The sequence below is a fragment of the Hymenobacter sp. BT730 genome (assembly GCF_030542105.1).
Taxonomy (GTDB): Bacteria; Bacteroidota; Bacteroidia; order Cytophagales; family Hymenobacteraceae; genus Hymenobacter.
This window is the reverse complement of the sequence record NZ_JAUOFB010000001.1, coordinates 1,321,119-1,334,564: the sequence shown is the minus strand read 5'-3', so window position 1 is coordinate 1,334,564 and position 13,446 is coordinate 1,321,119. Positions and strand designations below refer to the sequence as shown.

Annotated in this window: 13 protein-coding genes; 6 read left to right on the top strand and 7 right to left on the bottom strand. The window is 54.7% G+C overall.

The window, feature by feature from the left end:
* Position 1: 1 nt before the first annotated feature.
* The 5 genes from Q4G72_RS05795 to Q4G72_RS05775 all read right to left on the bottom strand — a co-directional run bounded on the left by Q4G72_RS05795 (position 2) and on the right by Q4G72_RS05775 (position 3,947).
* Complete coding sequence (locus Q4G72_RS05795; RefSeq protein WP_303310458.1) at positions 2-265, bottom strand: UBP-type zinc finger domain-containing protein; 264 nt, start codon at positions 263-265, stop codon at positions 2-4.
* Positions 266-277: 12 nt separating this feature from the next.
* The gene (locus tag Q4G72_RS05790; protein WP_303310457.1) at positions 278-802 is read right to left on the bottom strand and encodes an OsmC family protein; all 525 of its coding nucleotides are present in this window, start codon (positions 800-802) and stop codon (positions 278-280) included.
* Positions 795-1,106: a phosphoribosylpyrophosphate synthetase gene (locus Q4G72_RS05785; protein ID WP_303310456.1), complete on the bottom strand. Its 312-nt coding sequence runs from the start codon at positions 1,104-1,106 to the stop codon at positions 795-797. Before Q4G72_RS05785 ends, Q4G72_RS05790 begins: the two co-directional genes overlap by 8 nt.
* A gap of 71 nt (positions 1,107-1,177) precedes the next feature.
* Positions 1,178-2,191, bottom strand: a complete 1,014-nt coding sequence (locus Q4G72_RS05780) for a glycosyltransferase family 9 protein (RefSeq protein ID WP_303310455.1) — start codon at positions 2,189-2,191, stop codon at positions 1,178-1,180.
* Between the two features lie 4 nt (positions 2,192-2,195).
* Positions 2,196-3,947, bottom strand: a complete 1,752-nt coding sequence (locus tag Q4G72_RS05775) for a DNA polymerase/3'-5' exonuclease PolX (RefSeq protein WP_303310454.1) — start codon at positions 3,945-3,947, stop codon at positions 2,196-2,198.
* A 127-nt stretch (positions 3,948-4,074) separates the two neighbouring features.
* On the opposite strand from Q4G72_RS05775, the gene Q4G72_RS05770 reads away from it, so the two are divergent.
* From Q4G72_RS05770 to Q4G72_RS05755, 4 genes are all read left to right on the top strand, one after another.
* Entirely contained in the window at positions 4,075-4,470 is a 396-nt protein-coding gene (locus Q4G72_RS05770) for a hypothetical protein (protein ID WP_303310453.1), read from the top strand.
* Between the two features lie 531 nt (positions 4,471-5,001).
* The gene (locus Q4G72_RS05765; RefSeq protein WP_303310452.1) at positions 5,002-5,409 is read left to right on the top strand and encodes an EVE domain-containing protein; all 408 of its coding nucleotides are present in this window, start codon (positions 5,002-5,004) and stop codon (positions 5,407-5,409) included.
* A gap of 94 nt (positions 5,410-5,503) precedes the next feature.
* Entirely contained in the window at positions 5,504-7,012 is a 1,509-nt protein-coding gene (locus Q4G72_RS05760) for a hypothetical protein (RefSeq protein ID WP_303310451.1), read from the top strand.
* Positions 7,013-7,098: 86 nt separating this feature from the next.
* The gene (locus tag Q4G72_RS05755) at positions 7,099-7,638 is read left to right on the top strand and encodes a DUF4252 domain-containing protein (protein ID WP_303310450.1); all 540 of its coding nucleotides are present in this window, start codon (positions 7,099-7,101) and stop codon (positions 7,636-7,638) included.
* A gap of 91 nt (positions 7,639-7,729) precedes the next feature.
* On the opposite strand, the gene Q4G72_RS05750 is transcribed toward Q4G72_RS05755, so the two are convergent.
* Positions 7,730-9,208, bottom strand: a complete 1,479-nt coding sequence (locus tag Q4G72_RS05750) for an OmpA family protein (RefSeq protein WP_303310449.1) — start codon at positions 9,206-9,208, stop codon at positions 7,730-7,732.
* A gap of 340 nt (positions 9,209-9,548) precedes the next feature.
* Positions 9,549-10,838, bottom strand: a complete 1,290-nt coding sequence (locus Q4G72_RS05745; RefSeq protein WP_303310448.1) for an aminopeptidase P N-terminal domain-containing protein — start codon at positions 10,836-10,838, stop codon at positions 9,549-9,551.
* 162 nt (positions 10,839-11,000) lie between these two features.
* On the opposite strand from Q4G72_RS05745, the gene Q4G72_RS05740 reads away from it, so the two are divergent.
* The gene (locus Q4G72_RS05740; RefSeq protein ID WP_303310447.1) at positions 11,001-12,053 is read left to right on the top strand and encodes a glycosyltransferase family 9 protein; all 1,053 of its coding nucleotides are present in this window, start codon (positions 11,001-11,003) and stop codon (positions 12,051-12,053) included.
* Positions 12,054-12,211: 158 nt separating this feature from the next.
* Positions 12,212-13,444 (top strand): M16 family metallopeptidase, encoded by a 1,233-nt coding sequence (locus tag Q4G72_RS05735; protein ID WP_303310446.1) that lies wholly within the window; start codon positions 12,212-12,214, stop codon positions 13,442-13,444.
* The last annotated feature ends 2 nt before the right edge of the window (positions 13,445-13,446 follow it).

Sequence of the window (13,446 nt, the reverse complement as noted above, 5' to 3'; positions counted from 1 at the left end):
GTTAGTATTCGGCCATCTGCTCGTCCTTGTAGCACCAGGCCCATTGCTCACCGGGCTCAGCCGAAATGACCACCGGGTGCTGTGTAGCGTGGAAATGCTTGGTAGCGTGCTTGTTTTTGGAAGAGTCGCAACAGCCGACATGGCCGCAGGTCTGGCAAACGCGCAGATGTACCCACTTATCACCCAGCGCCAGGCACTCCGCACAAGCGTACTTACTGGCCGGAACCAGCGCTTGCAGTTCGGCAAGATGCGTGCAGAGAGCCATGGTTAGCAAGAATTAAAGGGTAGTGGATGTTTCGGAGACAGATGCATGAGCTGACGGCGCCACACTATTATCTAAATTCCCATTCAGAATGGTAGTTATAATGCGTAGGGTACCGCTGGTGAGGGTTTTCTGCACAGGACACTTTTCGGAAACCAGGTGCAGGCGTTGGCGTTGCTCGGTAGTGAGTGGCCCCAGCAGCCGAAGCTCTTTATGCACTTCATCCAGCATATAGCCGGGCTCCTCGCTGTGCTCACAGTCCTGCTCATGCACGCGCTGATGGCGCAGGCGCACTTCAATGGCTTCTAAGGGCCACTGCTTATTTTTAGCATACAGACGCAGTGTAATAGCCGTACAGGTGCCCAGCGCTGATAACAGCATATCATAGGGCGTGGGGCCTTTGTCTTCCCCGCCTACTTCTACCGGCTCATCTACAAAAAAAGTGTGTTTCCCGGCGCGCACATCCGCCAGCAATGCGGAGGCCCCTACGTGTACCAGTACTGTGTATTCGGGCGGGGTAATGAGTGGAAGCTTAGACACGGGGCATCTGCAGTTTGCGCATTAAAGAATCATTCTCCGGCTCTGAATAGGGCCCAAAAGCACTTACCAGTAATCCTTTGTACCCTTCTTCTGATTCAATAGCATACACTACGTCTTCATCACCGGGGTCGGAAGTGCCTTCAAAACGATGAAACTCCCGGACGTGAAACTGTTCCGGATGCAGCCGCAGATTTAACCCAGAGCAAACCAAGTGCCCATCCTGGATATTGAAATCCAGTTGGTAGCCCCGTTTCTGCAGGTCGCGCACGGCCTGCGTGACGGTATCGTAGTGTTGTGCAGCCATGAGAGAAGAAATAAAGTACCCTGCTGAAGTTAGCAGTTTTTCACTTCACAGCCGGCACCCTTACTAACCAGTCAATTTCCCGGAGTATTGGTAGGGTTGGTGGCCAGCGGCGGGAAATAAAGCTCAAACCGAATATCGCGCATGCACTTGAAGTGGCCACGCGGGCACTTTTCATACCCGATTTTGGAGCATGGCCGGCAGTCCAGCCCCTGCACTTCCAGCACATGAAAAGGAGTACGGTATGGGTACATGCCAAAGGCTGGCACCGTGTTACCCCAAACGCTGTAAATCTCCTTCTGAAAAGCGGCTGCAATGTGCATCAGCCCAGTATCATGACTAATAACAAACTGTGCCTGCCGTACCAGCGAAGCCGACTGGTTAAGCGAGTATCTGCCGCAGGCATTCAGGATTTGCACCTGGCTTTGGTCTTGTTGCAGAGAAGCAAAATGTTTTTCTACAAGTTGCCCATTGCTGGCATCCTCAGGGCCACCCAATAAGATAACCGGCTGATTCAGTAGCGCACAAAGCTCAATAATCCGCTCTACCGGCAGGCGCTTGGTAGCGTGCTGCGCCCCAATAGCAAAAGCAACATAGCCTCGCTGATAGGCAGCCGGGAGCGTAGTCAGGCTTACCTCAGCATCAGCTGGAATAAAGTAATCCAGCCCCCGCCCATCATCCTGTACGCCTAGTGGGGCCGCCGCCGCCAGGTAACGGTCCACGATATGGACCGCGGGCATGGTGTCGATTTTCAGGTTAACCAGCAGCCATTTACGCCCGTTCAGCTTATCAAAAGCCGATGATTTTACGCCCAACTGCAGCTTAATAAGGCTGGTGCGCAGATTATTGTGCAGGTCTACTATGAAATCAAACTGCTCGGCGCGCAGCTCCTGCACCAGCGCCCGGAGAGAGCCGGCCAGGTAATGGGCCTTATCTATATAAGGGTTTGCTTCCAAAAGGCTGCGGTAGCCGGGCTTGGTAGCGAAATGCACCTGCGCCCCGGGTATCTGCTGCTTTAGCGCCCGCACTACGGGCGTGGTAAGCACAATATCCCCGATGGACGAGAAGCGCAGCACCAGGATTTTCATGTGCCTACCCAAACAAAGAATCCTTGAACTCCAGCGGTGCCTTAATGCCGGCCTTGCGCTTGTCGAAGTAAGCCGCTACTTCATCCACTGATTTCGCATTGAAAGTCATTTCCTTGGTGAGCCCGCCCTTGCGGCCCATCAGCACACCATAGCGCATATCAGCGTAGCCATCGGTGTGGTGGGCATCGGGGTTGATGCTGAGCTGCACGCCTTTTTCCAGCGCATAGTGCACCCAGCGCCAGTCTAGGTCCAGCCGCCAGGGGTTAGAGTTGATTTCGATAATCACCCCATGCGCGGCGCATGCGTCAATAACAGCTTTATGGTTGATAGGATATCCTTCGCGGCGCAGCAACAGGCGGCCGGTGGGGTGGCCCAGCATGGTGGTGTAGGGATTTTCAATGGCCCGCAGCAAGCGGGTAGTAGCTTTTTGCTCGTCCATGCGCAGGTTGCTGTGCACCGAGGCCACAATGAAATCGAAGGTATTAAGCACAGTAGGCGGATAATCCAGGGCGCCGTCGCTCAGAATGTCACTCTCAATACCCTTGAAGATGCGGAATGGTGCCAGCTCCTGGTTTAGCTGGTCTATTTCGCGGTGCTGCTGGCGCACCCGCTCCGGGTTGAGACCATTGGCATAATGGGCCGCTTGCGAATGGTCGCAGATACCCAGGTACTCATAGCCTTTATCGCGCAGGAAGGTGGCCATTTCGCGCAAGGAGTGGGCACCGTCGGAATAAGTGCTGTGGTTGTGCAGGGAGCCACGCAGGTCCGTTTCCTCCAGAAGCTTGGGCAGCTTATGCTCTTTGGCCAAGGCCAATTCGCCTAAACCTTCCCGCATTTCGGGTTCTACATACTGCAGGCCAGCTTTTTCATACACCGCAGCTTCCTGGTAAAACCGCTCCCGATGCAGCAGCTGCCGCAAAGAACCGGGCTGCCCGGGCACCGTACCTGCCAAGCTTTCGGTCAGGTGAGCCTCACCGGCCGAGTGGAGGAAAAGCTGATTGGTGAAATCTTCTTTGGAAGTGAGCAGCACTTCTACGCGCACGCCGGAAGCGGCGGTAGTACCCCGCCACGCAAACGGCCCCGAACGGGCCGGGTCTGGTACCAGGCCATCCAGCTGGTTGAGCAATTGGTGGGCTTTCCAAGGCTTATCGGTGGCCGCTACCAGCAGTACATTTTCCACTATCTCCAAGCGGCGGCGTACTTCCCCGGCCACTGCTACCTGCTCCGTATGCAGAGCTGTGCGCAGCTGCGTGGCCAGCTCATCGGCCAGCTGCTCGGCCTGTGGGTAGAGCAGTTTGCCCTGGCTTTGTTCGGTAAACTCCAGCGCGGCCAGGATGGTCTCCTGGGTTTTCTTGCCAAAGCCTTTCAGCTTGCTTACCTCGTCGCGCTCAGCGGCCTCGCGCAACTGCTGCGGGCTTTCAATGCCCAGCTCGCGCCACAGGGCCCGAATCTTTTTGGGGCCAATGCCTTTTACCTTCAGCAGCTCTACCACGCCGGGAGGTGTGATACTGAGCAGGCGCGTAAGCTCCTCAAACGAGCCGGTATCCAGCATTTCGGCCACTCGGGCCGCGGCAGTTTTGGAGAGACCGGTACGATCAGGCAGGCCGGTGCGCTCTAAGTCCGCTACCGGAAAGCTAAGCTGCTCCAGGGCAGTGGCCGTGCCTTCGTAGGCACGAATCTTAAAAGGATTTTCGTCGTGCAGCTCCATGAGCTGGGCAGCCAGTCGGAAAGCACGAATAAGAGCACGGTTATCCACGAAGAAGCAGGGCTAAACAAATGAAACGGTAAACCCGAGGGCTGTAAAAGTACGGGAAAGCCGCTGTCAAAGTCGTACTTTCGTTTAGGTACTGTATTACCGGTCCTGGTTCTTACCTACTTCCCCTATGCGCCTTTCCCTGCTGCTCTCGTGCTTTTGTCTGCTGCTGATGGCCAATACCTGCGCCCCGGATCCGCGTCACGGCAACCCCGAGCTGCAACTACTGGAGCGCACCTGGCTGCACGCGCACGAAGAAGATCAGGGCAACATTCACGTCTATCGGCCCAATACCTATGCCTTCCCGCCCTCCCGGGGCCGTACCGGCTTTGCGTTTGAGCACAATGGCTTATTTACACAGTTTGATATTGCACCCACTGATGGGCTGGAAGGCCATAAAGGTCAGTGGCAGGCGGTAAAGGAGAATACGCTTCATATTTCCCTCGACGACCATACTCAGCCTGATTACACACTAGAAATTGTGTCGTTAGAGCCTGAGTTGCTGAAAGTGCGCCGGATAGAATAGGCCTGCCTGACACCTCAGGCTCAGCACACCTTTTCTCATATTTTTCGAATTCCTTCGCGGGCCGCTACTCAAAATGTAGCGGCTATAACGCGTTGAGGGATATTATTTTATCTAAATAACACCTCCTCTGAATACTACAACACACAAAGGATCAGTTATTTATTTTAACAAAAGTGCTATCAGGCAGTTTATCTACCAGCATGGAAAATATTTTTTATCTGCCATGCAACTTCCTGCTGAGCTACGGCCTCTTACAACTGAGAACAGGAATGCCGCTATAGTGGCAAGTATGTTTCCGGTTAAGATTATTGGTGAATTGCGTGTGCCGCGTGTTCCTTGATATATGGGAATTGAGGAGTTTGGGAGACCCTGCCATGGGTACCGGGGTGGTGGCTCAATGGCAGGTAGGTTGCTCACAGGTCCGCTGAAGTAAGAGAGGAGGTCGAAATTCTTTTTCGACCTTTCGGCGGGCTAATCTAAAAGCAGCCCTTCTCTCCCAAACTCCTCAGTTCCGAATTACATATTCAATCAATGAACTTCTGGCTAGTTAAATCTGAACCGGCGGCTTATTCCTGGACCCATTTCACGCAGGATGGCCATACCGACTGGACCGGCGTACGCAATTTTCAGGCACGCAACTTTCTGCAGCAAATGCAGCCCGGCGACCTGGTACTCTTTTATCATAGTGTGACCGACAAGCAAGTGGTAGGCATTGCCGAAGTGGCTCAGCCTGCTGCTCCCGATGCTACGGCCGCTCCTGATAGCGGCTGGGTAGCCGTTCAGCTACGTCCGCAACAGGCCCTGGCCCAGCCGGTCTCTCTTGCGCAAATTAAACAAGATATTCGATTGAATAACATCGGATTGTTGCGCCAGTCCCGCCTTTCTGTTATGGCCCTACGCCCGGAGGAGTTCGACGCCATTCTGGAGTTAGGGAGCTGATTTACGGCTACCAGTATTTCGGGCTGGGACTCGGTGATTTTATGCTTTGAGAGTCGTATATTAGGAGTATATCCTGATTTCACGGTTACCGCCTATGCGCCACCTCTTCAATATCTGTTGCTTTCTGGTATTGCTGGGAGGCAGCACCCTGCATGCCTGGGGCCAGACGCCGGTGCAACCCGCCCGGTTTGAACTGGCAATTACTACCAGCAATAGTGATGTGCACGTATTTCCCCTTCCCGATAGCTCGGCAGTGCTGCTGGTGCGTAAAGATGCGTTTCTGAGCACCCAGGACAGCTATACCTTCCACAAGCTGGGCGCCAATTTACAGGAGCGCTGGCAGCGGCCATTTAAGGTTGACACCCAGTACCAGCTGGTGCTTAGCGGCACCGAGGCTAACCAGATATACGCCCTGTTTCAGTCTAACTATCAGGCCGACCATTTACTGCTGGTGCAGCTGGACGGCAGCCGGGGCACCACGCGCACCGTTAAAATCGACACCCGCGTCTCCCGGGACGTGTTTGATCTGAAAATTCTGTCAGGACGGGTATTCATCACTACGCTGGTGAACCAACACGTCACTATTCTGCATATCAACCCAGAAACCGGCCAGTTTCAGTTCCTCCCTTCTGTGTATGAGACCCTGCCCACACAATTCACGTTTCTCGCAGATTCTGTGACAAAGCGGGCAGAGGTTATTTTAACCCAGACCAACGGGTTTAAATCCCGCCTGCAGGTAAAGCAGCTTTCGCCGCACGGCACGCTGCTGCGCACCGAGTTTGTGCAGACGGAAAGTGACCGAAACTTAATTGCGGCACAAATCAGCCCCGGCGACAGTACCGCGCGGCTGCTGGCGGGTACGTATACCCTGCGTGACCTGCAATATTCCCAAGGCCTTTTCGCCGCCGACCTCACGGCGGGGGTCACCGCTACGGGTGCCAGAAAGTCGCTGCGGTTTTATGACTTTTTTACCTTCAAGCACTTCTTCGATTTTATGAACCCCGTACGGGAGGCCCGGTTGCGGGAACGGGGTGCCCGGCGCAAAGCGGCCGGCACGCCTATGCGCCTGCACTACCGCCTGCTTATGCATGATATGCTGCCCACACCGGAGGGCTACGTCCTGGTAGCAGAAGTGTACTATCCGCGCTACCGCTACGATAACGCCAATGGAGCGCTGATGCTTTCTAGCTATCGGCAGTTTGAGGGCTACCGCACTACCCATGCCATTGCCTGCGGCTTTGATAAGCAAGGCAACTTACTATGGGATAACACCTTTGTCCTGAAAGACAACTGGAGCTATGAGTTGGCCCCTACCGTGCGCGAGCGGCTGTTGCCCGATGGACGCCTGGCCCTGACTTATGTCATCGACCATAAGATTCATTACAAGATTATAGACCGGACCACCCCAGCGCCTAATGATTTGCTGGTGCCAGTGAAAAGCAACATGAGCGGGCTGAAAGAGAAGCTGACTGATACGCAGCAGGAAGCTGTGCTGCCCTGGTATGGCGGGCGTTTCCTGGTGTATGGCTACCAGCATGTGCGGCCGGAAAAAGGCGAGAGCCGGAGTGTATTCTTCATCAACAGTCTGGCTTTTCAGCAGTAACTGATGACTGATTGAGGTGGCATGCGTATGTTGGGGAAAACTTTTCCAATCCATATATGCGCCATTATTCATCCTTCCTTCTGCTATTGCTGACTCTAGTGATTGGCAACACCTCCTGCCGCACAGCAGCCGGCCCCGAACAGCCCGCCCGTACCGTGGCCGAGTTTTTCCGCAAGTATGAAACCCGCCCGGGTTTCAAGGCTCAGACCATTGAAGCCAATTTCACTACCCGCCTGCTGCTAGGTCAGCTGGGCCGCCTGGGTGGGGAAAATGATATAACTGCAGCCGTAGCGGCTTTGCGCAGTGTGCGCGTGCTAACTTTTACGCCCACTGCCAGCAGTGCCCGTGACCTGGTAGAGCGTGGCCTGAACCAGGAAGTTGCCGGTCTGTTGAAGAATGAGCGCTACCAGCCACTGCCCGTAGCCTCCTCGGCTGATGCCTCCACCAAATATAATTTTTCGGTTCGCCAGAATGGCGACAAAGTACAGGAAGTAGTGGGTACCGGTAAAGTAGAGAACGTACCTGATTCGTTTGTACTGCTGGCTATATCCGGGAACTTTACCCAGGATCAGCTACAGCAATTGCTTAAAATCCTACCGGGAGCGGTAGATCAGATAGCCAAATAACCGAGGCGGTTAAGCAGCGGTTGTTTCTATAACCCATAAAAAAAAGCGGTGAACCGAAAGGCTCACCGCTTTTTTTATTTAGCCGGGCCGGTTAGGGCTGTGGCTGGCTGGGAATGTAGAACTCAAACTTGAAGTCTACCCGGCGGTTTTTCGCCATGTTCTTCGAGTTAGTGTTCGGAGCAGCAGGCTGCGATTCGCCGAAGCCTTCGGTGGTTACGCGGTTCGGATCTACCTTCTTGGTGGTGAAGTAGCGCTTAGCCGAGTTTGCACGACGCTCTGACAGACCTTGGTTGTACTCATCGGTACCGCGGCTATCGGCGTGGCCTGAGATGCGCAGGCTGTACTCGGGGTACAGTTCCAGGATTTTAATCATGTTGTCCAGCGTAGGATAAGCGCTGCGCTTGATAACCGTGCTGTTGGTTTCAAACTGCACTGGTTTCACCTTGTTGAACAGGGCAGGATCGATAACGCGGCAGCCGGTAGAATCTACCTGAGCGCCGGTTGGGGTGCCGGGGCACTTATCTACGTTGTCTGGTACACCGTCGCCATCCTTATCCAGGTTCAGGGGGCAGCCTTCGGCGTCTACCTGCGTACCGGCGGGGGTGTCGGGGCACTTGTCGTTTTTGTCGGCTACGCCGTCTTTGTCAGCATCGGGACAGCCGCGCAGTGCAGCCGTACCAGCCTGGTCGGGGCAGTCGTCTTCGGAGTCGCGCACACCGTCGTTGTCACGGTCAGGGCAGCCTTCGAGAGCGGCTGTGCCGGCTTCTGTGGGGCACTTATCCTGATAATCCGGAACACCGTCCTTATCACCATCCAGCGGGCAGCCAGCTTCATCTACGGCTACGCCGGCAGGAGTGCCAGGGCATTTATCCTTGCGGTCCGGAACACCATCGGCATCGGTATCCTTAGCTTTACCCAAGGCAATGTTCAGGCCCACGGTGTGCTGCAGAAACCGGTCGTCAATTTTGTTGTCGTCGCGGGCAGGGTCGCCATCAATATTGGCTCCCAGTGGGAAATGCTGGCCAGTCTGTACAAACAGACCGACTGACTCGCCCAACTGGAAGTTGATACCCGCAGCACCAAACAGATCGAAGTGGTTTTTATCCTCGTCGGTGTTAATGACCTGGTTGTTGCGGTTGATAGTCCCTTCGCGGCTCATGTACGTCAGGCCAGGCGCTGCCAGCAGATAGGGCTGAATGCGGGACTCCTCTTTCAAGGCCCAGCCATTGTTCAGCTTCAGCTTCAGGCCCAGGTTTACGTTTACCACGTTGGTGGCAAAGGTGCTACCGTAGAGGTTAGGTCCTGCGGGGGCTGTTTTCTTGAATTCGACATAGTTACCGCTTAGCTGCAGGTCCAGACCGGGAGTCAGGTAGCGGCTAATAGTTAGGCCAGGGGCATACTTGTTCTCATCGAACTTCCAGTAGTCAGAGCCAAAGTTGCCTTTGTACTGCATCGCACTGATGTTTAGCCCAATGGCCGTCTTTCGGTCGGCCGTCTGCGCCTGCGTCTTTGGGGCAGCCGCCAGCAGCGTCAGACCCAAGACTGTTGAGGTTGCTAAAAAGTGTTTCATAGGGGCGAAATTAGGTGGAAGAATTGCACAAGCGGGAGCCGCCGCCGTTCGGATATAGCATATCCGGACTATCCGCCTATACCTGCGCTTTCCAAATAAAGTTGCTCCCGGGTTAGCCAAATGCTATTCTGTGGGGCTTTGACTGGCCTCCAAAGCCTACATATTCAACATTTTATATTTTAAATAATTGCTTTACCACCGATTGTACTGTTCTTTCTACAGGTAAATCCCATCCTGTATTAAGTCAATAAAAAATAAATGGCAAAAAAAGAAGACGCTTGCAGTTCCAAGCGTCTTCTTTTTCTTTTTGCAACCGTTTATCTGCCTCGTCGGCTTACCCTTAACGGCGCATTAGCCGCTCAATATCGTCGGCTTCCAGCGGGATATTTTTCATTAGGTCCTCGTTGCCGGCTTTGGTGATGAGAATATCATTTTCCAGACGAATGCCGAGCCCTTCTTCCCGAATGTAGATACCCGGCTCGCAGGTGTAGACCATGCCCGCTTCGAAGGTGCGGTACTTGAAGCCGACATCATGCACATCCAGGCCCAGGTAATGGGAGGTGCCGTGCATGAAGTACTTTTTATATAGGGGGGCGGCAGGGTCCTGGTGCTGCACGTCCTGGGCATTGAGCAGGTCTAGCTTAATGAGCTCCTGCTCCATGGCGCGGCCCACAGCAGCGTGGTAGTCCTCAATATTGTTGCCTACTACCAACTGAGAGGTGGCAAATTTCATTACGCTCAGCACGGCATCGTAAACCTGGCGCTGGCGCTTGGTAAAGGTGCCGTTTACCGGGATGGAGCGGGACAGGTCGCTGGCATAGTTAGCGTACTCAGCGCCGAAGTCCATCAGCAGTACGTCACCGTCTTTGCATTCCCGGTCGTTGCTAACGTAGTGCAGAATGCAGGCATTGGCGCCGGAGGCAATGATGCTGCCATAAGCCGGCCCGCGCGAGGCGTTGCGCAGGAACTCATGGTATAACTCGGCTTCAATTTCATATTCCATGACGCCGGGCTTCACAAAGCCCAACAACCGGCGGAAGGCCTTCTCCGTGATGTTGCAAGCCTGGCGCATCAACCGGATTTCTTCTTCACTCTTGATGGCCCGCAGTTGGTGCAGCAAAGGTGCAGCGCGGCGGTAGGTGTGCAGGGGGTATTCGGCTTTAATTTTCTTGATAAAGCGAGCATCCCGTGTTTCTACCTCTACCACCGCCCGAATATGTTCGTTGGAGTTCAGATACACATTTTCGGCCTCGTTCATCAGGGCCGTCAACACGGTCTGGAAGGAATCCAGCCACATAATGGTCTTCACGCCGGACTGGGCGCGCGCCTCATCCTTGGTCAGCTTATAGCCTTCCCACACCAGAATATGCTCGCTGGTTTCTTTCAGGAACAGAATTTCGCGGTGCTGGGGCAGCGTGGCATCCGGAAACAGCAGCAGAATAGTTTCCTCCTGATCTACCCCGGACAGGTAAAACAGGTCGTTGTTCTGCCGGAAGGGCATGGTGCCGTCGGCATTGGTCGGCATTACATCATTGGCCTGAAAAATGGCCATGGACGCCGACGGCAGCAGTTGCGTGAAATTGCGGCGGTTTTGAATGAAAAGCTGCGGATCAATGGAGCCGTAACGCATAAGAGGGCGGAATAGTGAGAAGAGCTACAAAGACATGCCGGGTAGGCAGGGGCTGCAAGTTAGAAGAATGCTGCGCAGAATGAAGGGCCTTACGCTTGGGCGGCTGCTACAAAAACAATAGCTTAGTAGTATCTTTGCAGCCTGCTTTCTTGCACTTTATCGATGCCCGACGCCTCTACCCGTGCTGTTCTGCTGATTCAGACTGCCTTTATCGGCGACGTCATTCTGGCTACGGCTCTGTTGGAACACCTGCACCAGACAGAGCCTGACACGCCGGTAGATTTTCTGGTCCGCAAAGGCAATGAGGGTCTGCTGCAGAGCCACCCCCATGTGCGCAATGTGTTGGTGTGGGATAAGAAGAAAGCCAAATACCGGGGGCTATGGCAATTGCTAAAGCAAATTCGGCAAACAAAGTATGAGCGGGTTATAACGCTGCAGCGCTTTGCCTCCACGGGTTTTCTCACGGCCTTCTCCGGCGCACCACAGCGCATTGGCTTCGATAAAAACCCCTTCTGCTCCCGCTTTACTATGGCTATTCCGCACCTGATTGGGGCGGGGATTCATGAAGTATCGCGCAACCTGCACCTGCTGGACCCAGCCTATGAGGGCCCTCTTACCCCTCCCCGCCTCTACCCTACCGCCGCCGATGAAGCCGCCGCGGCCCAGGTGGCTGGCCTGGCCGGGGATAAGCCTTATATATGTATTGCTCCTACCTCAGTCTGGTTTACCAAACAGTTTCCGGAAGAGCAATGGGTGAAGCTGCTGGCTGCGCTGCCGCCCCGATACACCGTGTTTTTGCTGGGCGGCCCGCCTGATGTAAATGCCTGCCAGCAGTTGCTGGAGCGCAGCAACCGGCCTTACGTATATAATACCGCCGGCAAGCTCTCCTTATTAGCCTCCGCCGCGCTCATGCGTGGGGCTGTGCTCAACTATGTGAATGACTCGGCGCCCATGCACCTGTGCTCGGCGGTAGGGGCACCTACCTGCGCAGTGTACTGCTCCACGGTGCCTTATTTCGGGTTTGGCCCCCTGAGCCCGTTTGCGCGGATAGTGATGCTGGAAGAGGAACTGGCCTGTCAGCCCTGCGGCCTACACGGATACCGTAAGTGTCCGCTCAACCATTTTCACTGCGCCCACGGCATCAAAACCAGCCAGTTGCTGGCCGTGCTGGCCGAAGCGGAGGAAGTAAAAAAGGGCGAAATGGTGAGCTGGTAACGGCTTGTTTCGGCAGTTCACTTTTACAGCCCTCTCCGCCCCTCCTTGCGTACCTTTGCAGATTCTGGCCCAACTAACTGGTGGGCTTGCCGGTTACTATATAGCAGGGCTTTTTAATAATCAGGCCATGCTCTTCCCAGCTTACAAGACTCTACCAAATGTCTGATTACGACCTGTACGAGCTGCCTAACGGCATCCGGGTTTTGCATAAACAAGTTCTGCACACCAAAATTGCGCACTGCGGCTTCCTGCTGGATATTGGCTCGCGCGATGAAAAGCCGGAGCAGCAGGGCCTGGCGCACTTCTGGGAGCACATGGCTTTCAAGGGCACCGAAAAGCGCAAAAGCTTCCATATCCTGAACCGCCTGGAAACTGTGGGCGGCGAGCTGAACGCCTATACCACCAAGGAGAAAATATGCTTTTACGCTTCCCTGCTGAGCACGCACTTTGAGCGGGCTTTTGAGCTGCTGACGGACCTGACCTTTCACTCGGTTTTTCCGGAAAAGGAAATTGAGAAAGAGCGCGGCGTGATTCTGGAAGAAATGGCCATGTACCACGATGCACCCGAAGACGCCATCATCGATGATTTTGATGCCGTGGTGTTTGGCAACCACTCCCTGGGGCACAATATTCTGGGCACCAAGGAAAGCGTGAGTGGCTTTCAGCAAGGGGATTTCCGGGAGTTTCTGGGGCAAAATGTGCGTACCAACCGGCTTATCTTCAGCTCGGTGAGCAACCTGCCTTTCAAGGAAGTAAAGCGGCTGGCTGATAAATACCTGGCGCCGCTGCCTGCCCAGCTGGGCACCCACGCCCGCACACCGTTTGGCCATTATGAGCGGATAGACCGGATTGAGCGCAAACCCATTACGCAGGCCCATTGCCTGATTGGCGGCCCGGCCTACGCCATTGAAGATGAGCGGCGCATTCCGTTTTTCATGCTGAGCAACCTGCTGGGCGGCCCGGGGATGAACTCCCGCCTGAACCTGGCCGTGCGCGAGAAGTACGGCCTGGTGTATACCATTGACTCTACTTACTCGCCCTACACGGATACGGGTCTGTTCGGTATCTATTTCGGCACCGAGAAAAAGCAGGTAGACCGCACCATTTCCCTGGTACAGAAGGAGCTCAAAAAGCTGCGTACCACACCGCTGGGCGGGCTGCAGCTGCACACGTCCAAAGAGCAGCTCATGGGCCAGCTGGCCATGGCCGAAGAAAGCAACGGCGGCCTGATGCAGCTCCTGGGCAAAAGCACCCTGGACCTGGGCCGCGTGGAATCGCTCAATGAAATCTTCGACCGGGTAAAGCGCATTACTTCCCCGGAGCTGCAGGAGTTGGCCAATGATATCCTGCGCGAGGACAATCTGAGCATGCTGCAGTATCTGCCGGAGTAATT